Raw genomic sequence first — 22,872 nt, forward strand, 5'->3', positions numbered from 1 at the left:
GGCTAAAGGTCTTTAAACGCACTTACCGACTAACGGGCAGCTGTGCCGCAAACGGTGAGGCAGGCAGGCCCTCGCGATTGTACAGGTTGGCTCCTTCGGGATTATCAGCCCAGGCGTACCGAACCGCTACCGGGCGACGAACAGCGTCGTGCCAGACCTCAACCGTTTTCCCCCGGATCCGGGCGGTGGCCCATACGTACGGACCCAGTTTTCCATCGGGGCCCATCTCGGCCACCGCAAACTGCTTCAGTGCGGGGCTGTTACGGCTTACCAACCCACCCCCGGTTTCCCGGAACCGCAGCACCAGCCGATTGCCTTTCTGCCGCATCGACGCAAACACGGGGCCACTCGTTACGCCCGTTTTGGTTCCGTACGCAACCCGTTCGGCGGCCAGGGCGAGCCGTTTGCCCACGTCCGCTTTGTTAAGTGGATGAATATCGTTCCACTCACCCAGGTCGATGGCAACGGCCATGCCGGTATTGGGGAGGGCGAGGGTTTGCCGCTGAGCCTCCCGCAGTTGCGCCCAGTCGCTGTCGACGGGGTCTTTCTGCACAGGCAGGTAATTGGCCAGTTGTACAAACAGAAACGGAAACGGAGCCTGCGGGGTAGCGCCCTGCCAATGCCCGCGCCAGTCGCTGATGACCGCCGAAAACAGATCCCGGTACTCCGTTGCCCGACTTACGTTCGACTCACCCTGATACCAGATAACCCCTTTGAACGCGTACGGCAGCAGCGGGGCAATCATGCCCTTATACAGTCCGCCGGGCATGTACTGAAAAAACGTTTGGGGCTGCAACGGCTGAGCCTCCGCCCCGACCTGATACTGCCACGAGCCTTTCAGATCGATCACCTGCCCCCCTACTTCGAGCTGATACGGTTTGTCGGGCGTGAAACCGCCCCGCCCAATGTTGTTGATCACCCGCACCACGAGCGTGTTTTTGCCCGGTCGCAGCCCCCCAGCCGGAATATCGTATTTACGCGGTGGGTACTGATAGCCAATCGTACCGACGAACGTGCCGTTGAGGTACGCCGAATCACGGTCAACGATGGTGCCCAGCCGCAATCGGGCGGGTTGCCCGGCGAGCGCAGCGGGTACGTCGAATTCTTTCCGGAACCAGACCACCCCGTTCAGCTTTTTCAGGGCCGGGTCGGGCTCGTCGGCCCAGTAACCGGGCAGGTTCATCCGGGGCCAGCGGCTCGCGTCATACGCCGGATCGAACCAGGGCTGCGCGCCATGCCGCCCTTTGTCGGTTTGGCCCAGTTGGGTGTACCAGATCCGGCTCCGGGCATCGTCGGCCTGCCGAATACGGGCAACATAGGCGCTATCGGCCATTTTTTGCGCTACGGCCTCATGCACCGGAAACGCCTTCAGCGCATCATCGCTCAGCCAGGCCTCGGCCGGCGACCCGCCCACACTCGCCTTGATCAGGCCGATGGGCACCCCGTATTTTTCGTGCAGCGATTTGGCAAAGAAGAAACCTACCGCCGTAAACGTACCAATCGTTTTGGGCGTCACGGCCTCCCAACGGCCGGGCGGCACATCGTCCGGCACAGCGCCAAACGAGTAGCGGGTAGGCACGTTAAACTGTCGGATAGTTGGGTAATTCGCCGTCGCCATCAGGTCAGCGTACAGATCCACAACCCGGTTCATGGGTAATTCCATATTCGACTGGCCCGAGCAGAGCCACACATCGCCCACCAGCAAATCGGTCAATGTAAGCGTGTTTCGCCCCTCGATGGTCATCGAATAGGGCCCGCCCGCCCGTTGCGCCGGGAGTTGAACCTGCCAGGTCCGGTCTGGGCCGGTGGTCGCCCGGTACGATTTTCCCGCCCACAAAACCGTCACAACTTCGCCCGGATCGGCCCAACCCCAGATGTTCAGCGGCACGTCGCGTTGCAGAACCATGCCGTCCGTAATCAGTTTAGGCAGTCGAACATCGGCCCGAACCGGCGTAACGCCCAGGCTTATTCCAACCAGCCAAAGGACCAACAGGCGGATCGTGAACGTTTGCATACAGTAGTTCATAAAAAGCGAGAACACACTCCCCACCGAGCCGGCAGGAAGTGTGCGATTCATTACCTATGATAAGTCTTTGTAAGGAAGCACATTCCCTTTATTCTTTACCCTGCCAGCCGTTGAGCATCCCGGCATAGGCCGGTTTTTTGGTGTAGCCAGACAACCGACACGTTTGTTGGAATCGTGCATGGAGATACGTTATCCGGGATACAAAGGTTCGGCCAGGATCGTGGCAGTGCCATCGTCCCGGCCGAAAGCCTAACCACTAATTATAGCCAGGATTTTGTGGAAACTTGGGGCCCGTAGTCGTCAGGTCAATCTGCGACTGCGGAATAGGCCGCAGCAGGTGGAAGTCGCGGAAGCCCGGCGTCGGGTTGTACTGTTCCAACCGGCGTTTGAGGCTCTGCGTCCGTACCAGATCGTGCCAGCGGGTGTTTTCGCCGTACAGCTCGCGGGTTCGCTCGTCGAGCAGGAAATCGAGCGTTGCCTGTGCTGGGCTGATGGTCATGGCCGTGGCAGCTGCGGCATTCTGAGCGGCCGTGTTGGTTGCCTTAAACGCGGCCCGCTGCCGAACGGCATTGATCATGGCCGCGGCTTCCTGTGGTTTGTTATCCTTTATATAGGCCTCGGCCGCCAGCAGGTAGGTATCCGCCAGACGGAACAGAATGATGGGGCGGTACGACGACTCGTTGACGGTCAATCGGTTCACGGCAGCGTGCTTGGTCATGGTCGGGTGCAGGTCGGCCGTGTACTGCGACGGCGCCAGAATCACCCCTTTGAACGCCCGGCGCTGGGCCTCCGTAACTTCTACGCCCGGCATCCAGATAGCCGTATCGCGACCGGCCACCAGCGACCCGCGCGAGGTAGTTACAGGCGTGGTCCGGTTAAAGATCCAGGCCGACTGGAACGTTTTGAAATAGCGGGAATCGTTGTTGCGCTCCGCAAACGCGGTATTGAGCGTGTAGTTTGTAGGGCGGAACCGACGGAATGGCCGCCCGTTGCGGGTGTCACGATCCATCACGGCAATCGAATTGGCCGGTGCCCCCGAGATGCCGAAGTTCACGTTCAGCGCGTTGGTGTACAACGATACCCAGTAAAAGTTAAGCCGATTCTCTTTGTTGCCATTGGCAATCTGGGGTGAGTTGTTAAACTGGCTTTCGGCATAGCTCGGGTCGGTGTTCCGGTCAACTACGAAAATCGACTCCCGGCCGTACTCGTTGCCTTCGCGGAAAACGTTGGCGAAGTCCTGCTCCAGACCCAGCCCATACGTAGCCTGATTATCAATCAGCTGACGGGCCGTAGCGGCTGCCGTCGCAAAATCAGACGGTTGAGCCGCTGCCGACCAGCCGCGGGTTAGATAGACTTTTGCCAATAAATGCAGCGCGGCTGGTTTGGTAGCCCGGCCTTTCGACTGGTTTGAGGTGGCGGGCAACTCCTGCACGGCTTCGGTCAGGTCTTTGATCATGGCCGCGTACACCTCGGCCTGCGGAGCGCGGGTAGCCGACGTAGTAGGCACATCGATAAAGCTGAGGCTCAGGGGCACATCGCCGAAGTTGCGCACGAGCTGGAAGTAATAAAACGCCCGCAAAAACTTAGCTTCGGCGAGCAACACCGTCCGGCGGGCCGGATCAATGGAAGCTGACGGCCCGAATTTGAGCACCCCGTTGAGGTTGTTGATGGCCTGGTAACTATTGTTCCAAATCGAAGCTACCTCCCCTACCGACGGCAGAATGTTGGTGTATTCAAAAAAGGTCCGGTTTCCGTCGCTGGCGCCCAGAATCGACTCGTCGGTGCCGGCGTTTTCGGTGTAGGTGTAGCCCTCCGATCCCCAGAAAAAGCGGGCAATCGAATACGAAGCCGTTACGCCCCCTTCCAGGCCACCGGCCGTTGCGAAGAACTCAGGACCCAGATCCGAACGAAACTCCTGTTCGAGTACCTCCTGGCAGCCCGTTGCCAACACCGCTGTCAGCATAAGGCCCCACGTACCCCTTTTGAAAAACGTATGAATTTTCATGATTGTCTTAACTGAGATTGAGGGGTGAATTAGAACGAAAGGTTAACACCAACCAGCAGTTGCCGGGTGGGCGGGGTTGTCAGGCCCACGGTAATGGCCCGGCCCGTGACGCCCGTACCAGCGGCTGCTCCCTGGGTGGGCACGGCTCCACCCGTACCGGTACCTTCAGGGTCGATACCCAGCCCCGCCCGCACAAACGGCGAGTAGATCAGGAACGGGTTGCGGGAGGTCACGTACACCTGCGCCCGGCTGAAGCCCATCCGCTTGAGCAGCGTTGGCGCGAGGTTGTACGCCAGATTGAGGCTCTGCATCCGCACAAACGAACCATCGTAATACCCCAGCGTCGACGAGAAGTTGATCCGGTCGCCGGGGGCAGGCATCGGAAACGCGTTGGTCGGGTTGGTGGGGGTCCAGTAGTCGAACCTGGGCTGGTTTACCCGGCCGTTGTTCAGGAAAGCGTAGCCCGTACCCGTTCCGTCCGACTGGAAGTAGGTAGCTACCAGCTTGTTACCGATCCGGGCGTTCATGGTAGCCGTCAGTTCCCAGTTTTTGTAGATAAACCGGTTGGTCATCCCTCCGATCCACTTCGGCTGGAAGGTGCCAATCACACTACGGTCAGCGTCGGTAATCCGGTTGTCGTTATTCAGGTCAGCGAGTTTGATCTGACCCGGCGCGGCATTGTACCGGGCAGCCTGATCGGCCTCGTTCGTTTGCCAGATACCCAGTTTTGTATAATCGTAAATCACGTTGATCGGTTGACCCACAAACCAGCCGTTGCCGATGTCCTGCATTTTAGCGGGGTCTTCGAGCGCCAGAATTTTCTCCCGGTTGAGCGAGAAGTTCAGGTCGGTTGTCCATTTGAAGCCACTCGTGCGGTTGTCTACGTTCACGGAGTTCAGCACCACCTCCACCCCACGGCCCTGGGTTTTGGCCGCGTTGGTCCAGTAGCTGTTGGCCCCGTTGCTGAGCGGCAGGTTCTTCTGCACCAGCAGGCCTTCGGTTGTTTGCTGATACAGATCCACCGAACCCGTCAGGCGGTTGTTGAACAGGCCAAAGTCCAGACCCACGTTCACGTTGCTCGTCGACTCCCACTTAAGCCCCTGGTTACCAAGCGTACTGACAAAATAGCCCAGCACGTTGGTGGTACCGAAGTTGTAGCGGTTGGTAGCCAGACTACCGCGGGTAGCCCCGGCCGGAATCCCCTGGTTACCTGTTACGCCGTAACCCGCCCGCAGTTTGAGGTTCGAGATATAAGCGTTGTTTTTCAGGAACGATTCGTTGCTAATGTTCCAGCCCACCGCAAACGCGGGGTAATTGAGCCACGTCCCCTCCGGAAACACCGACGAACCGTCGCGCCGGAAGGTAGCCGTCAGCAGATACCGATCCGAGAACACGTAGTTGACCCGCGCCATCATCGACACCAGACCGCTGCGGCTGAAGCTGTTGGCCCCGCCAGCGGGCACCACAGGTGTACCGCTGGCGAGGTTCAGGTTGTAGTATTGGATATAGTCGGCGGGTAAGCCCGTTGCTTCGACGCGGTTGGTAAAGCTGCGATCCTGCTGCACACCGTACAGACCTGTGATGGTCACGCGGTGCTTCTCGGCAACTACTTTCTCGTACGTCAGGATGTTATCGACGGTGTATCGGTACGACTCGCCGTTCTGCACGGCCGCGCTGTTCTGAGTCGGTAAGGTAGAGCCCGCGTTGATAATGGTGTTGGGGCCGAGGTACTGCCCGAAATTTTCCTGCCGAAAGTCGAGACCCACGTTGAGCCGGTATTTCAAGCCGTCCAGAATCCGTACCTCGCCGTACAGGCTATTAAACGTTGTAATCCGCCGACGGCGCTGCACAATGGCGTTGGCGTCATCGAGTGTGATCGGGTTCATGGTCGACAGTTCGTCCACCGTGCCACGCAGCGGGCGCAGGTTGGGCGTCCCATCGGGCAAGGTTGGTGAGGTGAGCGGACTGATACGCAGGGTGTTGTACACCGGGTTAATGCCCTCACCCCGGGTATAGTTGAGGTTGCTCAGGTTGGTGAAACCCACGCTTACCCGGCTCCCGATCTTGGTGTCGATTGAGGTGCGGAGGGAGAATCGCTCGAACGACTGGCCCGTAATCACGCCGGTTTCCTTATAATAACCACCTGAAAACCCGTAGGTTGTGCTTTCGCTACCACCCGAGAGGCTCAGCTCATTGTTAGTGACGAACCCTTTTTTGTAAAGCAAATCCTGCCAATTGGTCGACGTACCGGCCGCAATCCCCGCCAGTTCGTCGGGCGAGTTGCCCGCGCTGTACTGAGCCAGCTCGCGCATAGCTTTAAATTCCGGGCCGTTGAGCATAGGGTACTGACCCAGAATGGTGTTCTGCCCCGCCTGCCCGCTGTAGGTAACCGTGGGCTTGCCTACCCGGCCCCGTTTGGTGGTGATAAGCAACACCCCGTTGGAGCCCCGCGAGCCGTAAATGGCTGTTGCAGAAGCATCTTTGAGAATATCAATGGTGGCAATATCGTCGGTATTCAGGTCATTGAGGCTACCGCCATAGGGCACCCCATCCACCACAATAAGGGCATCGTTGGAGCCACTGAGCGAACGGTTGCCCCGAATCCGCAGCTGGGCACCTGCACCGGGTGCGGTTCCGGTACGGGCCAGGTCGACCCCGGCAGCCCGGCCCTGCAAGGCCTGCAACAGGTTGGCCGCGGGTACTTCTTTTAACGCCCGCGAGTCGACCGACACCACCGAGCCCGTCAGGTCCGACCGGCGCTGGGTACCGTACCCTACCACGACCACTTCGCTCAATTGGTTGTTCGATGGGGTAAGCTGCACCCGGAGTTCTTCGCTCCCGTTGCCGGTCGACACTTCTTTAGAGCCGTAGCCCACCAGCGACAGTACGAGTGTGCTGTTTGGCGTAGTCGCAATCGTAAACCGACCATTTGCATCGGCCGCCGTACCCCGTTGGGTATTTTTGATGACAACCGATGTGCCGGGCAGTGGCTGATTGTTTTCATCCACCACTAAGCCCTTAACCTGTACGGAAGTGGTCTGCGCCTGCACACCCACCCAGGTGCCAAGCCCTACGACCAGCGCCAGAAAGCCCCTCCGGCTCCGGGCGGACCACTCACTGCCAATGGATTTGAGTTTTACCAGGAAAGTTTTCATCATTTATCTGGATAGTATGTCGTCTGTCTGTGTACGGAGCCAGCAACAGGTATCGTACACAGAATTTTTGTGCAAAGTATTGGCGTTAAATTTAAATTTGCAATCGGTTGCAGGAAAAAATAATTTTTTTGTGGTATCGAAACATGATTTAATACAATCACTTAGGTTTTTTACCAGGACAGGTATTCTCTGAGGCCTTGAACCCACAGGCAATTGGCAAGAAAAGAGAGGAAATGGTTTAGAAAGGTCACAAATGAATGTATTAAGGCAACAGGCAATCTACATACCCACGGAAACTACCCATGCAATGGGTTGCAAAAGGTAAAAATGAACGGGTTGGTACTTAATTTGTGGTACGAACAGAGAGGCCAACTTGTACGGAAGTCAATCATGGAGAAAGAAGTTACGATATACGACATAGCCAAGCGGCTCAACTACTCACCTGCTACCGTGAGTCGGGCGCTCAACGATCATCCGGCCATCCGGAGCGACACCAAAGACGTAATCACCTCAATGGCCCGGCAAATGGGCTACCGGTCTAACACCTTTGCGAGTAACCTGCGCCGACAACGGACCAACACCATCGGTGTGATTGTGCCCCGGCTGAACAGCAATTTCATGTCGTGTGCCTTGGCCGGGATGGAGAAAGTAGCTAACGAAGCCGGTTATAACCTGATTATCAGCCAGTCACTGGAGTCGGCGCGAAAGGAGAAAGCCAACGCGAAAACCATGTTTGATAGTCGCGTGGATGGGCTATTGGTGTCTGTAGCTTACGATACGGAAGACATCGAACACTTCGACGATTTTATTAATCGCGGGGTACCCCTCCTGTTTTTCGACCGGGTCATTGAGCACAATCAGTGCCCCAGCATTGTGATCGACAACGTGAAGGCCGGTTATGAAGCCACCACGCACCTGCTCGAAGAAGGGTGCACGCGGGTGATGCACGTGACGGGGAATCTGAAGCGCAACGTATATGCCGACCGGCTGAAAGGATACCGTATGGCCTTGCAGGACCGGGACATTCATTATGAAAAGCAGCTGGTACTCGAAACGGATCTGAGTCAGGAAGCCGGGATCGAGGCCGCCCGACAACTGATGGCCTCCCCGCACCGGCCCGACGGGCTGTTTGTCACGAATGACCTTTGCGCCGTCACCTGCATGGGGCAGTTAAAAAAGGCCGGGCTCTCCATCCCGACCGATGTAGCCGTGGTAGGCTTCAACAATGACCCTGTTTCACAGGTGGTTGAGCCTAATCTGACGACCATTCACTACCCCGGCCGCGAAATGGGCGAGATCGCGGTGAAGAGTCTAATCAATCACTTAAACGGATTGATGGACATGCAAACCACCAATACCATTATTTTGCGGTCTGAACTGATTATTCGGGAGTCTTCACGCAAGAAGCCAATCTAATCCCGAACCTGCCAACCGCCTATGTTAGACCAGTACAAAAACCAGCATCCGTACCTTGTTGCCTTAGACTCAATCATTTTTGGGTTCGATGGCGAATCGCTGAATGTGTTGCTGGTTAAACGGGGCGTCGACGACGGAACCTGGTCGCTCATGGGCGGATGGCTGCAACCACACGAGGGGTTAGGCGAGGCCGCCCACCGGATTCTGCTGGAACTGACCGGCCTGACCAACGTGTATCTGGAGCAGTTGCATGTCTTTGGCGACCCCAACCGCGACCCCATCGCCCGCACCATTTCGGTGGCGTATTTTGCCCTTGTCAAGGTAGCCGACTACGAATGCGCTATCTCCGAGACCCATCAGGCCCGCTGGTTCTCGCTGTACGACCTCCCTCCTCTCCTGTTCGACCACGCGCAAATGGTGGAGCTGGCCATCGGCCGACTACGCTACAAAGCCTCGCAACATCCTATCGGTTTTGAGTTGTTGCCCGAAAAATTTACCATTCCGCAACTCAAGAAGCTTTACGACGCCATTTACAACACGGAGTTCGACAAGCGAAATTTTAGTCGTAAAATCCTGTCCACGAACCTGTTAATCAAGCTCGACGAAAAACAGAAAGGCTTTTCGAAGAAAGGGGCCTATTACTACCAGGTCGATACAGCCAAATACGAAGAGCTGACCCATTCGTTTCTCAATTTCATACCCAATTCAAGCGAGCGGGCCAAACCCTGACACGGGGAGCGTGAGCGATTTACATAAACAGAGGCATTAAAATTATTAAGTGTCACTTTGACGATTAACGAATAAATGTCAACTTTACACGTCCAACGGGCCTCTCCCCGGCTGAACACCAAACAAACAACGTAAACCACTTAATTCTAACGTATTAACAACTATGTCAACGATCACTCTCGGCGATAACGAGTTTTTTAAAGGCGTTGGTGCAATCGGTTACGAAGGCCCCAAATCAAAGAACCCGCTTGCGTTCAAATGGTACAACCCCGATCAGGTAGTAGGTGGCAAAACCCTGCGCGATCAGCTGCGCTTTGCTATTAGCTACTGGCATACGTTCTGCGGCACGGGTGGTGACCCCTTCGGGCCTGGTACACGCGTGTTCCCCTGGGATGCCGATAACGACGCCAACGTGCGCGCCCGGCTCAAAATGGACGCTGCTTTTGAGTTTATCACCAAAATCGGGGCACCCTATTACTGCTTCCACGACGTCGACCTCGTAGACGAAGGCCCAACGGCTGCCGAGTACGAAAGCCGGATGCAGGCTATCGTCGACTACGCCAGGCAGAAACAACAAGCCAGCGGGGTAAAACTGCTGTGGGGCACGGCCAACGTCTTCTCGAACCCCCGCTACATGAATGGGGCCTCAACCAACCCCGACTTTGCGGTGTTGGCCTATGCCGGTACGCAGGTGAAAAATGCTCTCGACGCAACCATTGCCCTCGGTGGCGAAAATTACGTGTTCTGGGGTGGTCGCGAAGGCTACATGTCGCTGCTGAATACAAACATGAAGCGCGAAGTGGAGCATTTGGCGCAGTTCCTGACCGTTGCCCGCGACTATGCCCGCAAACAGGGCTTTAAAGGCACGTTCTTCATTGAGCCCAAGCCGATGGAGCCTACCAAGCACCAGTACGACTACGATGCGGCTACGGTGATCGGGTTCCTGCGTCAGTACGGTCTGGATAAGGATTTCCAACTGAACATCGAGGTGAACCACGCAACCCTCGCGGGCCACACGTTTGAGCACGAGTTGCAGGTAGCCGCCGATGCAGGTATGCTCGGCAGCATTGATGCGAACCGGGGCGATTACCAGAATGGCTGGGATACCGATCAGTTCCCGATCAACATTTACGAACTGACTGAGGCCGCGCTCGTTATCCTGCAAGCCGGTGGTATTCAGCCAGGTGGCATCAACTTCGACGCCAAAGTGCGCCGGAACTCAACCGACATGGAAGACCTGTTCATTGCGCATATCAGCGGTATGGACGCATTCGCGCGGTCGTTTATCGTGGCCGACGCCATTCTGCGCGAATCGGACTACCTCGCTTTCCGCAAGGAGCGCTATGCATCGTTCGACTCTGGTCAGGGCAAAGCGTTTGAAGAGGGTAAGCTGACACTCGAAGACCTGCGTGCCTACACGCTCGAAAACGGTGAGCCGCAAATGCGCAGTGGCAAGCAGGAGTGGCTCGAAAGCCTCATCAATCAGTACATCTGATTGCGATAAACGAGAGTATTGCTTCTTAACGAGAACAGCCCTCGTTCCCTCTCTTTAGCGAGAAGAGGGAGCGTGGGCTGTTCTTCTTTTGTTGCAACTGCCTACTCCAGCCGTAGCCAGACGCCCCCGTGGTCGGAGTGGACGGCTTCGCGGAAATGCCCCGCCCCGCCGATGCGGTCACGAAGGGTATCGGCCACCGAAATGTAATCGATTCGCCAGCCTTTGTTGTTGGCCCGCGCCCCGGCCCGGTAGCTCCACCAGCTGTACTCCACCGTGTCGGGGTGGGCGTGCCGGAAAGCATCGGTAAAGCCCGACGCAAACCAACGATCCATCCAGGCCCGCTCCTCGGGCAAAAACCCAGTGGTATTCTTGTTCCGGACAGGATCGTGAATATCACGCTCCGTATGGGCAATGTTGTAGTCGCCCACCACAATGAGGTGCGGGCGGGTTTGCCGTAGTTCGTGCACGTAGCGGTAGAAATCCTCCAGAAACTCCATTTTCACCCCTTGCCGTACCTCCCCCGTTGTACCCGACGGAAAGTAACAGTTTAGTACCGTCAGATCGCCGAAATCAGTCCGTAGAATCCGGCCTTCGCAATCGTACCGGGCCAGTCCGCAGCCCAGCTGCACATGATCGGGGGCCGTTTTTGAAAATGTAGCCACGCCCGAGTACCCTTTTTTCTCGGCCGCGTGCCAGTGGTACCGGTAGCCCAGCGCTTCAAACGGAGCCAGATCGACCACGTCGTGCGTGGCCTTTACCTCCTGAAAACACAGAATATCAAATGATTGGGTCGCCAGCCAGTCGATCAACCCTTTCTGAATCGCCGAGCGAATCCCGTTCAGATTGTACGTTAGAATATGCATAAATGGGGAGGAAAGGGAAAAGGGAGGAGAGGAGAAGGTACAACCTCCTTGCTCCTTTCCTCCCTTCTCTTTTCTGCTTTTTTAATGTACCAATTCGCCCTGGGCGGGAACGGACTTTTTGCTATCGGTGAAGAACAGAATAAACAGGATCAAGACCACCACGGCGATGCCCGTGGGCACGAGCCAAACTGAGGTCCAGTCTTTCACGCCGTCTTTGGTGTACATATCCAGCACAATTCCTGACAGCTTGGAGCCGATCCCCATCCCGATGCCGTACGTGGCTAGTGTGATGAGGCCCTGAGCCGATGACTTGATCTTTTCGCCCGCCTTGTTGTCGGTGTAAATCTGCCCCGTAACGAAGAAGAAATCGTAGCAAACGCCGTGCAGCAGAATAGCCAGGTAAAACATCCACTCCCCTGAGCCCGCATTGCCGTAGCCGAAAAAGAGGAAGCGCGCAATCCAGGCCAGCAAGCCCACGATGAGCATTTTTTTCACGCCCAGGCGGGTGTAGGCTATCGGGATCAGGAGCATAAAGATCACCTCCGAAGCCTGCCCGAGCGACATTTTGTTTTCCACGTTCTGCACCCCGGCATCGGTCAATGAGGGGTTAGCCATGGCGTAGTAGAATGAGAGGGGAATACAAATCAGCACCGACGACAGAAAGAAAATGGCAAACGACCGGTCTTTGAACAGCTTGAAGGCATCGAGGCCCAGAATCTGACTGAACGAAGCCCCGGCGCTCGGGTTGGGCGGGGTGTCGGGCAGGAAAAACGAGAAAATACCCAGCAACACCGAGGTGTACATCGACAATTCAAAAATTGTCACCTTATCGCCAAAGCCGTAGAAACCGACAATGTTAGAGACCAAAATCCAGGCGATGGTACCCAGCACCCGAATCCCCGGAAACTCTTTCTCGGGGCTTTGCATCTGCTGCATGGCAATCGACGTGGTCAGGGCCAGCGTAGGCGCAAAGGTGAGGCAGTATGCCAGAATCAGCATAAAAAACGAGTCCGATTCGGTATTCTGCGTGATCAGATACAGTACCCCTGCCCCCAGCAGACACAAAACACCCAGCACTTTCTGCGCGGCAAAATACCGGTCGGCAATCATGCCCACAAAGAACGGGGCGATAATCATAGCGAGTGAAAAGGCTGCGTAGGCATTGCCCACCTGATCGCCGGAGGCACCAAGGCCTGTCATGAGGTACTTACTCATCTGACCGTACCAGGCTCCCCACATAAAAAACAGGAGGAACATCATGATCGACAACTGAATGCGAATTTTGGAACTCATCGGAGGGGGTTAAGTTGGTTGTTCGAAGCCTGAAATTAGCCAAAAATAGGGCAACAGCAACGCCATTCGTCCAAAATACCTTTCCTTCAGTTACCCGCCAGTGTATATTTGTCAGTCCACCAAACAGACGTAACTATTCTCCACGTATGCGCATTTTTACCCTTTCCCTTTTTGCCTTTATCTGCTTTCAGGCGTCCTCGTTCGGCCAGAAGGTAGACCTCGATCGGTTTTATTTCGATGTCAGCTACCTGACCCTGCCCCGTGAATACATCGACCCCGCCGAACGGACCTTTGGCGTGCGGGTCAACACGGCCCCAGCCGTTCGGCAGACTATTCCAGCCTCGCAGGTGTACGATCAGATTCACCTTTCGGGCTTCCGGAAAGTAGAAGACCGCCCCACGGTGGGTGTCACGGTGAACTTCGGGGAGGTGCGTTTTGAGCGAAGCGAAACCAAAACCCGCACCCAGGACCGCAAAGACCGCGACGGTAAGGTGATTGGGCAGGATACGTATTACACCATGGTGCTGACCTACAGTGCCTCGGGCGATTTCAGTCTGTACGGCCCCCGCGAAAGCACAGCCTCCGAAAAGCGGCAGGAAGAGAAACAACAGGCGGCCGTGGCGCAAAACCGCTTTTTGCAGTCGGCCAACCTATCGGGGGGCAACGGGTCGGCGCGGTCGGTTACGGGCGAACAGTTTGCGCGCACGCTTACGCACACCACCCGCGAATTTTCGAACCTGAGCGACCTGAACCGCTACGTGAAAGAAAACAGCGAATCGATTCGGATGGAGCTGATTAACAACTACGTGCAGTCGTCGGTGCGCTCAGTCAACAATGAGATTAACCGCTGGTACGGCTACGTTCCCTACAACGAGCGGGACTTTCTGTGGATTCTCGATTCAAAAAATCACCCCGAATTTCCGATTCAGCAGGAAGCCATTAAAGCCATTAAAGAGTTAATGAAACGGATGTCGGCCACCGAACCACTCGGCACCCTCGAAGAAAACCTGAAACCGGTGATGGCGTATTTCGGCGATTTGAAAACCAAATATGCAGGTTCCGACAAACGGGAGCAGAAAATGCGGTACTCGGCCTACTACAATCTGGCTACGCTGTATTACCTACTCGACCGGCCCGACGAAGCCCGTACCGAAGCCGAGGGGCTGATTAAAAACGGGTACGACACCAAAGACGGCGAACGCCTGGCCGAACTGGCGACTAAACTGAAGAATGACCTGACCCGGCACCGGATGGATTCGCGGCATATGCCTCTGTAAGAAACCAATCGACGCTACGTTATACACACAATAGCCTCTCGCACCATTTTTGCTCTTGAATTACCCGGACCTGACGGACGGACAAACCGGACTTACCGACACGACACCTGTAGTATTTTGTGCCCATGCGCCCACTCGTTTACGTACTGATTTTTCTCGGTGGATTTTTCGCCCTGCCTACCCACGCCCAAACCGTGCAATGGGCCAGTCGGGTTATTGGTGCGTCGTCGGAGGGGAAAGGCGATACCTATGGGCAGCAATTCAAGGCGGTACAGGCACTGGGTAAACCAAACAAGCTACCCGATCAGGGGTACAGCCCCTGCGCGTGGTCGCCCCTCTACCCCGACGGGGCGGAGGAGTGGCTGCACGTGGGCTTCGAGAAAGCCATGCCCGTGCGGCAGGTGATTGTGGGCGAAAACGTGAACCCCGGCGCGGTGGTGCGTGTGGTGGTGTACGATGAGCGGGGCACTGAGCACGTGGTGTACACCGCCAGCCCGCAGGCCCGGCCCGAAGGCACCTTGCGGATTATGGTCAACGACACCGGACTGGTGGGCAATGCCGTAAAAATCACGCTGGCGACGGCCGCGATTAAAGGGCCCAATCAGATCGACGCGGTGGGCCTCAGCGACTCGCCCAAGCCGGTGCCCGTAGAAGTAGCCGTATCGAAGGGCACCCCGAAAGAGATTCAGAAAGAGAACCTCGGCAAAACCGTCAACTCAGCGGGTCAGGAGGTAGCGCCCGTTATTGCGCCCGATGGTAAAACGCTGTATTTCACGCGTGCAGGCCACAAAGGGAATACCGGTCAACCGGAGAAACAGGACATCTGGATGTCGACGCTTCAATCGGCCGGGCCCGGTCAGCCCCCTACCTGGAGCGAAGCCGTCAACATTGGCTCGCCCATCAACAATGCGGGCGATAACGCCATCAGCGGCATTTCGTCCGATGGCCGAATCCTCTACCTCATCAACGTTTACCGGCCCGATGGAGGCCTGTACTACGGCCTTTCCAAATCGCAGAAGACGAAAGCCGGCTGGAGCTTTCCGGTCGAGTGCAAAATGGCCGACAACCGCAATTACCACAAAGACGACAAGCTGGAGTTCTCGGTTTCGCCCGATGGGAAAGTGATTGTGCTGGCCATGCAGAAGAAAGATTCGATGGGCGACCGGGATTTGTATGTCTCGTTCCAGAACGAGGATCAGACCTGGACGGCCCCGAAACACATGGGTCGGGTCATCAACTCGGCCGACAGCGAGGCTTCGCCGTTTATTGCGGCCGACGGCCGTACCCTCTATTTTTCGTCGGAAGGGCATCCGGGCTTTGGCAACGGCGACATTTTCGTGACCCGTCGGCTCGATGATAGCTGGCAGGTCTGGAGCGAGCCCGAAAACCTCGGCCCGGCCATCAATACCCCCAAATGGGACGGGTATTTTACCATTCCGGCATCGGGTGAGTACGCGTACCTTAGCTCAGGCTCCAACTCGCTGGGGATGGAAGATATTTTCCGGCTCAAGCTCTTCCCGTCCATCAAGCCCGACCCGGTAGCCATTGTGTCGGGGCAGGTGCTGGATGCCCAAAGCAAAAAACCCGTGCCATCGGACGTGGTATCGGGGTTGTTTGGCGAGAAAGGCAAAGAGATTTCGCGGGTGGAGTACGATCCCGAAACGGGTGAGTACAAGATGATTCTGCCCACGCAGAAAACCTATAACCTCACGGCCTCCAAAGAGGGCTACTTCCCCGCGACCGAGGTGCTCGACCTGAGCCGCGACAAGCGTTTCCGCGACATCCGGCGCAATTTGTACCTGATTCCGATTCAACCGGGCCAGAAAATCGTGATGCGTGAGGTCTTGTTTGAACAGGGCAAGGCCGACCTGCAACCCGGTGCCGACGGCGAACTCGACAAAGTAGTGCGTATGCTGACGCAGTACCCCGGTATGGAGTTACTCGTTGAAGGCCATACCGACAATCAGGGCGAGTGGGAACCGAACATGAAGCTCTCAGAAGACCGGGTCGAAACGGTGAAGTGCTATCTGGAAGAGAAGGGCATTGCCTACACCCGCGTACAAACCAAAGCCTGGGGCCCCAGCAAACCCATTGCCTCCAACGAAACCGAAGAAAAACGCAAACAAAACCGCCGGGTAGAGTTTACGATTTTGAAGATGTAGGGGATTGGTTTTTTTTAGCGCATCGGACAATACAAAATACGCATAACGGAATTTGTATTGTTGAGCCAGAAACAGGCCTCTCAATTTACTGATAATGAAAACTATATTTGATTTTATAAGGGCGTATAAGGGAGGATGCTTTTAGTAAAACATTCGTATATTCAGTAGTCGTCTTTAATGATAATTCGACACTCCGAAATACTTAATAAATCAAGACAAACATGTATTACCAGGTTTTAATTGAAACAAATGAAAAGGTTGGAAAGTCTCAAAATAACAGACTGTATTTTGAACTTGACAAAACAAATCTTTTAGAGATTGAAGAAGACATAGTCATCCCTTACTTTGAAAAAAAGCAGTTTCAGTTTGACGGCTATTTTTTAAATCCAAAAGACATTGCACGTGTCGTGGTAAAACAAACAGAACGCACAACCAAGGAACATTCGAAATATGAAAATGACCATATGCCACCCGATATTATCATGTGGATTTCTCCTGAAGACATCGTTTCCTATGACAAATACACTAAGGACATAACTAAACAGGTTTTCACTTCAGCAAAAGAGAAAATCGAAAAAGGTAATACCTCATCAAAACCAGCCAATACAAATCAAACGCCGGACATGACTAAAGTTTTTATCGTTCATGGACAAGACGATTTAGCAAAGACTGAACTTGCACGCTTTATTGAAAAGTTGGGATTTAAGGCTATTATTCTACATGAACAGGTTAGTTCAGGTAAAACAATAATCGAAAAAATTGAAGAGTTTTCTAACGTTGGCTTTGGCGTTGTTTTATATACGCCGTGCGACATTGGTGCAAAAAAAGGTGAAGAACACAACTTGCAAGCAAGGGCAAGACAAAATGTAGTTTTTGAACATGGATATCTAATTGCAAAGTTGGGTAGAAGAAATGTTTGCGCACTTGTAAAAGGGAAGGTTGAGATACCGAATGATATATCTGGCGTTGTATATGTTCCAATGGACGACCATAAAGCTTGGAATATCGCTCTTGCAAAAGAGATGAGAAATTCGGGCTATAACGTGGATATGAACCTTATCGTATGAAGAAAGAATCACTACAGGCAACAGTGCATTGACGCATATGACGGGGGAATAACACATTTTCAACTTTTTTTCCGCTACTCAGCTTCGGTTTCGGCAGATGAATAACTCCGAGCAACAGAACAAACAATGATCTTATGTAACTTTAATCAGTAGCGGTTATCGGCTAGACGTTCAACGAATACCGCCACATCGCCAATGGTTCAACGTTGGTACTGCAAAAAGTAATAATGCAACTGGGCTATTCCCTAAACTCAGCCAACCGATTTCGGGCTTTTGGGTTGTTACTCGTACAAACGCCAACCTCGGCCGGAAGACACCGCCGGGGCTCGCGAACGAATAAAACGCATAAACAGCTAAACGATGTAACGGTGGAAAAACGGAACGGTATAGCGCTACGCAACCCTGCCGCTCAGCGGGGTCATCTCGGTATCGGAACTCACGTACATCGAGAAAAATCACCTCAAACCTGACTACAAACCCTGGCTCCTGACAATGGCCCTCTCGGTCAACTGAACCAAACACCAACGCCCCCGGACACCTGTATGAAGGTGCCGGGGGCGTTTTGCATATTGTAGGATACTGAAAGAATGTACAATGAATAGTGTGCAATGAATAATGATTTATTTTGCTGATTATCAGCTTATCTATCATTCATTATACACCATTCATTATTCATTGAATTTTGAGCCCACTACTTAAACAGCAACTGACTGAACATCATCAAATCATGCCGCCAGACGGGCCAGGTGTGGCCACCAGCGTATTCGCTGTAGGTGTATTTGACGCCCATTTCATCGAACTTCTTCATCATAACCTGGCAGTTCTGGTAAGCGATGTCTTCTTTACCACCCATCGAAATCCAGAAGTTCTTAATGTTGCTGTTGATGGCCGACGCGTTGTCCTTCATGAAGGCATACTGCGGGTCGGTCAGCTTGGGATTGTTGGCAAACCAGCCCGAACTGAATACACCCAGCGACGAGAACATGTTGTTGTTCTTAACGCCCGCGTACAGCGTTTGCAAGCCACCCATTGAGAGGCCCGCCAACGCCCGGTTTTTGGCGTCGGTTTCCACCCGGAAATTGCTTTCCACGAAGGGGATCGCTCCCTGTTTCAGTTCATTCTCGAAGGCCTTCAATACGTTTTCGTTGAAGCCGGCCAGACCACCGGGCATGTTCATGTTGCCGTCCAGCATGGCAATGATCATTGGTTTGGCTTTGCCCTCGGCTATCAGGTTGTCCAGAATCAGGTCCGTACGGCCCTGCGTAGCCCATCCGCGCTGATCTTCGCCCCCGCCGTGCAGCAGATACAGCACCGGGTACTTATCGGTCGATTTGTCGTAGCCCGGTGGGGTGTAGACGTACATTTCGCGCCAGGTGTTGGTCGCTTTGGACAGGTAGCGCTTGATGCGGATGTCGCCGTGAGGCACGTCTTTCATGGCAAAATAGGCCCCGTCCTTGTCCGGTATCTCAATACCACTCGCCTGACGGCCCATGCCGTAGAACGTTTCGCTGGCGGGGTCTACCACGGCCACCCCGTCGATCAGGAGGGAATAGTAATGAAAGCCGCGGCTGATGGAATCGGTGGTCGCGGTCCAGAAACCGGCGGTGTCTTTCACCATGTCGTACTTCTTACCCAAGTCGATCTGTACTTTTTTGGCGTCGGGGGCTTTCACGCGGAAAATGACCCGATTGTCGGGCAGAATCTGCGGGTATTTGGCGTTGCGAATGTTGGTCGAAGCCGGCGTCCCCAGCACACTGTATTTATGCAGACTGGCGTTGTCGACCGGCTTGAACAGGAACTGCGAGAACATGTACAGGCCGTTTTTCCAGACCTTGAAATCATGCCCGCCCGCTTCCACGTAGTAAATGTGCGGCACATCGTTCTGGTACAGGTAATCGTGGGTGCGCTTGCTGAACGTAATCAGGCCGTCGGCATCCCCGCACGAAATCCAGAGCAGCTTCAGCTTCTTTCTGGCATCGGCTGGGTTGGGTACCAGTTCTTCGGGCCGTTTGGTGTTCGGGGCCGACGAGAAGCCACCCACCCAGGTGAACTTATCCAGATTACCCAGCCCAAAATTCAGTGACTGCCCGCCCCCCATCGATAACCCGGCAATCGCCCGGTGTTCGCGGTCGGTCAGGGTTGGGTATTTCTTTTCGATGAACGGAATCAGGTCGTTCAAGAGGTCTTTCTCGAACGTCGCGAAAGCTTCCACTTTGTCTTTTTCAAACACGTTGCCAATGGCCCGGTCGTCTTTCATGGCGCGGCCGTTGGGCATCACCACGATCATCGGCTGGAGCTTTTTTTCGGCGTAGAGGTTATCCAGAATAACCTGCGGATTGCCTCCTTTCAACCATTCTTTTTCATCTCCCCCAATACCGTGCAAGAGGTACAGTACCGGGTACCTGGTCTTTTTGTTAAAGCCCGGTGGCGTATACACCAGCGCCTTACGGTTGGTACCCACGGTTTTCGACGGGTAGCTGATCGAATCCAGCTTGCCCGTTGCAATGCCCGAACGCACCATATCAAAGCCTTTGGGCATTTCTTTTTCGGTAGGTTGCGCGTAGGCAGCCCCTGGCACCCACATTGCCAGGACCACAAATAGTCTTTTTAGTGATAAGCTGTTTCTCATGTACCAGGTAAATAGTTTGACTTAATTTTCGACAGGATTGACAGGATAAACAGGATTTATTCTTTATCATAAAATCCTGATCATCCTGTTAATCCTGTCCATTAAAACTGTTTAGTGAAATAACAACGGCGCCAGCTCGTGCAAACTCCGACGCCAGGATTGACACGATAAACAGGATTTATTCTTTATCATAAAATCCTGCTTATCCTGTTAATCCTGTCCATTAAAACTGTTTAGTGAAATAACAACGGCGCCAGTTCGTGCAAACTCCGACGCCAGGATTGACACGATAAACAGGATTTATCCTTTATCATAAAATCCTGATCATCCTGTTAATCCTGTCCATTAAAACTGTTTAGTGAAATAACAACGGCGCCAGTTCGTGCAAACTCCGACGCCAGGATTGACAGGATAAACAGGATTTATCCTTTATCATAAAATCCTGATCATCCTGTTTATCCTGTCCATTAAAACTGTTTAGTGAAATAACAACGGCGCCAGCTCGTGCAAACTCCGACGCCAGGTCTGGAACTCATGAGCGGTATTTTCTGACACGTACGAGACGGCATTATAACCGGCGGCTTTCAGGTCGGCGGTCGCTTTCTTCACGCCATCGGGCCGCTCTTTGCTGCCACAGCTCAGGAAAACGAGTTTCGGCTTTGGCTTGTCCTTGAGGTCGTCGGGTGCGTAGACGCCCCCACTCAGCAGACCATAGTACCCAAACAACTCCGGCCTATTGAGGGTAATCATCTTGGTTTCCATACCTCCCATCGACAGCCCGGCCATAGCCCGGTTGTCGCGATTGCTCAGCGTGCGAAAATTGGCATCCACGTACGGAATCAACTCAGCCGCCAACACCGTCTGGAAAGCGTCAATCTTAAAGTCCCGGATACGGCCCCACTTCACTTCGTTGGTCATACCGTACGTCATCACGATAATAAACGGCTTGATCTTCCCCTCAGCAATCAGGTTGTCCATAATCAGATTGGCGTGGCCCTGATTACTCCAGGCCGTTTCGTCCTCACCCCAGCCGTGTTGCAGGTACAGCACGGGATATTTTTTCGATTTTTCTTTCTCATAGCCCGGTGGGGTATATACGAAGGCCCGCCGGGAGGTTTGCGTACTTGGCGAGGGGAACAGGATCTGATGTACGTGACCGTGCGGAACGTCTTTCAAGGCGTAGAAATCCCCATCGTGGGCCGGAACCTCAATGCCGCTTTCCCAGCGAACCGAACCATAGTAGTTCTTCGCGCCGGGGTCATTGAACTTACCGCCGTCGATGGTCACGTTGTAGTAGTGAAAGCCCTCATCCATAGGCCCGGCGGTGGTGCCGGTCCAGAAGCCGTCGGCCCCTTTGGTCAGGATGGTGCCCCCCCGGCCGCCCAGACCCAGACTTACCCGAACGCTGTCGGCTTTGGGGGCATGAATCCGGAACCGGGCGTAGCCCTGAGAATTGACCTGCGGGTACTCCTGCCCCGGCTGATTCAGGGTAGAGGGTTTGAAATCTTCCGCAATAGCCGGTTGACTGGCTTGAGCCAGAGCGTTGGCATAGGTTAATGCGACCACGAGCAGGGTCGCTAAGGCGTTACGAATCATCTTTTTACAGGCTTAGAAAATTGGTTATTTAAATATCTCCTGCAACGTAGTCGCCAGGTATTGCTTACAGTTCATCCAGGTATGGCCACCCGACACAATATAGGGTTTGACCCGAATTTTCTTCTCTTCGAACATGGCGATGTTCTGCTTCACCGGCTCGAACAGAAAGTCTTCCGTACCGACGCTGATGGTGAACAGCTTCAGTTGTTTGTTCATTTGCTCGGCATTGGGCGACCAGTTCGTGAAGTTCTTTTTGAATTCGTCGGTGGCCGTGTAGGGCGCGTATGAACACACGTAGGCAAATTTATCGGGGTTGGTCAGGCCGATGTTCAGCGTCTGCCCGCCACCAACCGAGAACCCGGCCACGGCCCGGCCGTTGCTTTCTTTAATCACCGGGTAGTTGGCTTCGACGAACGGTACAATGTCGTTCACCATGTCTTTAGTGAAATCGGGCATGGGGGCCGGACGGACATTGCCGTAAGGCATCACAATCAGCATCGGTTTGGCCTTACCCTGCGCGATGAGGTTGTCGGCAATCAGGTTGGCGCGACCCACTTTGGTCCAGGTTTCTTCGGTGTCGGAGCCGCCGTGAATCAGGTACAGTACCGGGTATCTGGTCTTGCCGTTGGGGTTGAAGCCCGGCGGGGTGTATACCAGCAATTGCCGCGTGGTGCCCAGCGTACCCGACTTATAATACCGATAGCCCACTTTGCCGTGCGGTACGTTCTGCAACGAATGTACCAGCGGCTGGTCGCCGGGTACATCGACGATGCTCCGTTTGAAACGCTCGTTCGCGAAGATGTAGGTGTTGCTTGGGTCGGCGAGTTGCACACTGTCAACAGTAAAGCTGTAGGGGTAAATATCGGGCTTGACGGGCGGCACCGTTACGCTCCAGATGCCCGAGGTGTCTCTGGTCATGGCGACCGGAGCGGTCAAAAACTCACCCGACACGGTCACTTTTTTAGCCGTCCGGGAGAAATACCGGAACGTGATGCTGTGGTCTGGGTGAACATCAGGCGAACTAATGGCGGGCGGGCGTTGCTGCGCGAGCGTCGTCAGGCACGAAAGCAAGAGGAGGCTACAATAAAGAGTGAAAGAGCGAGAGAGCGAAAGAGTGAAGCCCGCTCCGGTCTGTTTTAGCGTTTTCATGGACGTAGCG

At 54.5% G+C, this 22,872-nt stretch carries 14 protein-coding genes; 6 read left to right on the top strand and 8 right to left on the bottom strand.

The window, feature by feature from the left end; genetic code table 11:
* Positions 1-22: 22 nt before the first annotated feature.
* From RUDLU_RS0101950 to RUDLU_RS0101960, 3 genes are all read right to left on the bottom strand, one after another.
* Positions 23-2,077, bottom strand: a complete 2,055-nt coding sequence (locus RUDLU_RS0101950; protein ID WP_019986660.1) for a sialate O-acetylesterase — start codon at positions 2,075-2,077, stop codon at positions 23-25.
* A 205-nt stretch (positions 2,078-2,282) separates the two neighbouring features.
* A complete protein-coding gene (locus RUDLU_RS0101955; RefSeq protein ID WP_019986661.1) occupies positions 2,283-4,031 on the bottom strand; it encodes a RagB/SusD family nutrient uptake outer membrane protein in 1,749 nt (582 codons plus the stop codon).
* Positions 4,032-4,060: 29 nt separating this feature from the next.
* On the bottom strand, positions 4,061-7,186 hold the full coding sequence (locus tag RUDLU_RS0101960; protein ID WP_052316734.1) for a SusC/RagA family TonB-linked outer membrane protein: 3,126 nt from the start codon (positions 7,184-7,186) through the stop codon (positions 4,061-4,063).
* Between the two features lie 390 nt (positions 7,187-7,576).
* Between RUDLU_RS0101960 and RUDLU_RS0101965 the strand changes: the two genes are divergently transcribed.
* The 3 genes from RUDLU_RS0101965 to xylA all read left to right on the top strand — a co-directional run bounded on the left by RUDLU_RS0101965 (position 7,577) and on the right by xylA (position 10,826).
* Positions 7,577-8,602 carry a LacI family DNA-binding transcriptional regulator gene (locus tag RUDLU_RS0101965; RefSeq protein ID WP_027302675.1) on the top strand — a complete coding sequence of 342 codons (1,026 nt, stop codon included), beginning with the start codon at positions 7,577-7,579 and terminating at the stop codon, positions 8,600-8,602.
* Positions 8,603-8,623: 21 nt separating this feature from the next.
* On the top strand, positions 8,624-9,331 hold the full coding sequence (locus tag RUDLU_RS0101970) for an NUDIX hydrolase (protein ID WP_019986664.1): 708 nt from the start codon (positions 8,624-8,626) through the stop codon (positions 9,329-9,331).
* A 163-nt stretch (positions 9,332-9,494) separates the two neighbouring features.
* Entirely contained in the window at positions 9,495-10,826 is a 1,332-nt protein-coding gene (xylA, locus tag RUDLU_RS0101975; protein WP_019986665.1) for a xylose isomerase, read from the top strand.
* Between the two features lie 101 nt (positions 10,827-10,927).
* Here xylA and RUDLU_RS0101980 read toward each other — a convergent pair whose 3' ends face one another.
* Entirely contained in the window at positions 10,928-11,689 is a 762-nt protein-coding gene (locus RUDLU_RS0101980; protein ID WP_019986666.1) for an exodeoxyribonuclease III, read from the bottom strand.
* An 81-nt stretch (positions 11,690-11,770) separates the two neighbouring features.
* On the bottom strand, positions 11,771-12,982 hold the full coding sequence (locus tag RUDLU_RS0101985; protein ID WP_019986667.1) for a nucleoside permease: 1,212 nt from the start codon (positions 12,980-12,982) through the stop codon (positions 11,771-11,773).
* Positions 12,983-13,128: 146 nt separating this feature from the next.
* Between RUDLU_RS0101985 and RUDLU_RS0101990 the strand changes: the two genes are divergently transcribed.
* The 3 genes from RUDLU_RS0101990 to RUDLU_RS0102000 all read left to right on the top strand — a co-directional run bounded on the left by RUDLU_RS0101990 (position 13,129) and on the right by RUDLU_RS0102000 (position 17,488).
* Positions 13,129-14,259 carry a hypothetical protein gene (locus tag RUDLU_RS0101990; protein WP_019986668.1) on the top strand — a complete coding sequence of 377 codons (1,131 nt, stop codon included), beginning with the start codon at positions 13,129-13,131 and terminating at the stop codon, positions 14,257-14,259.
* Between the two features lie 125 nt (positions 14,260-14,384).
* Entirely contained in the window at positions 14,385-16,421 is a 2,037-nt protein-coding gene (locus RUDLU_RS0101995) for an OmpA family protein (RefSeq protein WP_019986669.1), read from the top strand.
* Between the two features lie 221 nt (positions 16,422-16,642).
* Complete coding sequence (locus RUDLU_RS0102000; RefSeq protein WP_019986670.1) at positions 16,643-17,488, top strand: TIR domain-containing protein; 846 nt, start codon at positions 16,643-16,645, stop codon at positions 17,486-17,488.
* A 691-nt stretch (positions 17,489-18,179) separates the two neighbouring features.
* Here RUDLU_RS0102000 and RUDLU_RS0102010 read toward each other — a convergent pair.
* The 3 genes from RUDLU_RS0102010 to RUDLU_RS0102020 form a co-directional block, all read right to left on the bottom strand.
* The gene (locus tag RUDLU_RS0102010) at positions 18,180-20,072 is read right to left on the bottom strand and encodes an alpha/beta hydrolase-fold protein (protein ID WP_019986672.1); all 1,893 of its coding nucleotides are present in this window, start codon (positions 20,070-20,072) and stop codon (positions 18,180-18,182) included.
* Between the two features lie 522 nt (positions 20,073-20,594).
* Positions 20,595-21,713: an alpha/beta hydrolase-fold protein gene (locus RUDLU_RS0102015; protein WP_019986673.1), complete on the bottom strand. Its 1,119-nt coding sequence runs from the start codon at positions 21,711-21,713 to the stop codon at positions 20,595-20,597.
* Between the two features lie 24 nt (positions 21,714-21,737).
* Complete coding sequence (locus RUDLU_RS0102020) at positions 21,738-22,784, bottom strand: alpha/beta hydrolase (RefSeq protein ID WP_019986674.1); 1,047 nt, start codon at positions 22,782-22,784, stop codon at positions 21,738-21,740.
* Between the last annotated feature and the right edge of the window lie 88 nt (positions 22,785-22,872).

Source organism: Rudanella lutea DSM 19387 (assembly GCF_000383955.1).
In the GTDB taxonomy this organism is placed as follows: domain Bacteria; phylum Bacteroidota; class Bacteroidia; order Cytophagales; family Spirosomataceae; genus Rudanella; species Rudanella lutea.

Bases quoted from the DNA above. Each gene is read 5' to 3' on its own strand.
- RUDLU_RS0101950 (WP_019986660.1), bottom strand. From the start codon at position 2,077: ATGAATCGCACACTTCCTGCCGGCTCGGTGGGGAGTGTGTTCTCGCTT.
- RUDLU_RS0101955 (WP_019986661.1), bottom strand. From the start codon at position 4,031: ATGAAAATTCATACGTTTTTCAAAAGGGGTACGTGGGGCCTTATGCTG.
- RUDLU_RS0101960 (WP_052316734.1), bottom strand. From the start codon at position 7,186: ATGAAAACTTTCCTGGTAAAACTCAAATCCATTGGCAGTGAGTGGTCC.
- RUDLU_RS0101965 (WP_027302675.1), top strand. From the start codon at position 7,577: ATGGAGAAAGAAGTTACGATATACGACATAGCCAAGCGGCTCAACTAC.
- RUDLU_RS0101970 (WP_019986664.1), top strand. From the start codon at position 8,624: ATGTTAGACCAGTACAAAAACCAGCATCCGTACCTTGTTGCCTTAGAC.
- xylA (WP_019986665.1), top strand. From the start codon at position 9,495: ATGTCAACGATCACTCTCGGCGATAACGAGTTTTTTAAAGGCGTTGGT.
- RUDLU_RS0101980 (WP_019986666.1), bottom strand. From the start codon at position 11,689: ATGCATATTCTAACGTACAATCTGAACGGGATTCGCTCGGCGATTCAG.
- RUDLU_RS0101985 (WP_019986667.1), bottom strand. From the start codon at position 12,982: ATGAGTTCCAAAATTCGCATTCAGTTGTCGATCATGATGTTCCTCCTG.
- RUDLU_RS0101990 (WP_019986668.1), top strand. From the start codon at position 13,129: ATGCGCATTTTTACCCTTTCCCTTTTTGCCTTTATCTGCTTTCAGGCG.
- RUDLU_RS0101995 (WP_019986669.1), top strand. From the start codon at position 14,385: ATGCGCCCACTCGTTTACGTACTGATTTTTCTCGGTGGATTTTTCGCC.
- RUDLU_RS0102000 (WP_019986670.1), top strand. From the start codon at position 16,643: ATGTATTACCAGGTTTTAATTGAAACAAATGAAAAGGTTGGAAAGTCT.
- RUDLU_RS0102010 (WP_019986672.1), bottom strand. From the start codon at position 20,072: ATGTGGGTGCCAGGGGCTGCCTACGCGCAACCTACCGAAAAAGAAATG.
- RUDLU_RS0102015 (WP_019986673.1), bottom strand. From the start codon at position 21,713: ATGATTCGTAACGCCTTAGCGACCCTGCTCGTGGTCGCATTAACCTAT.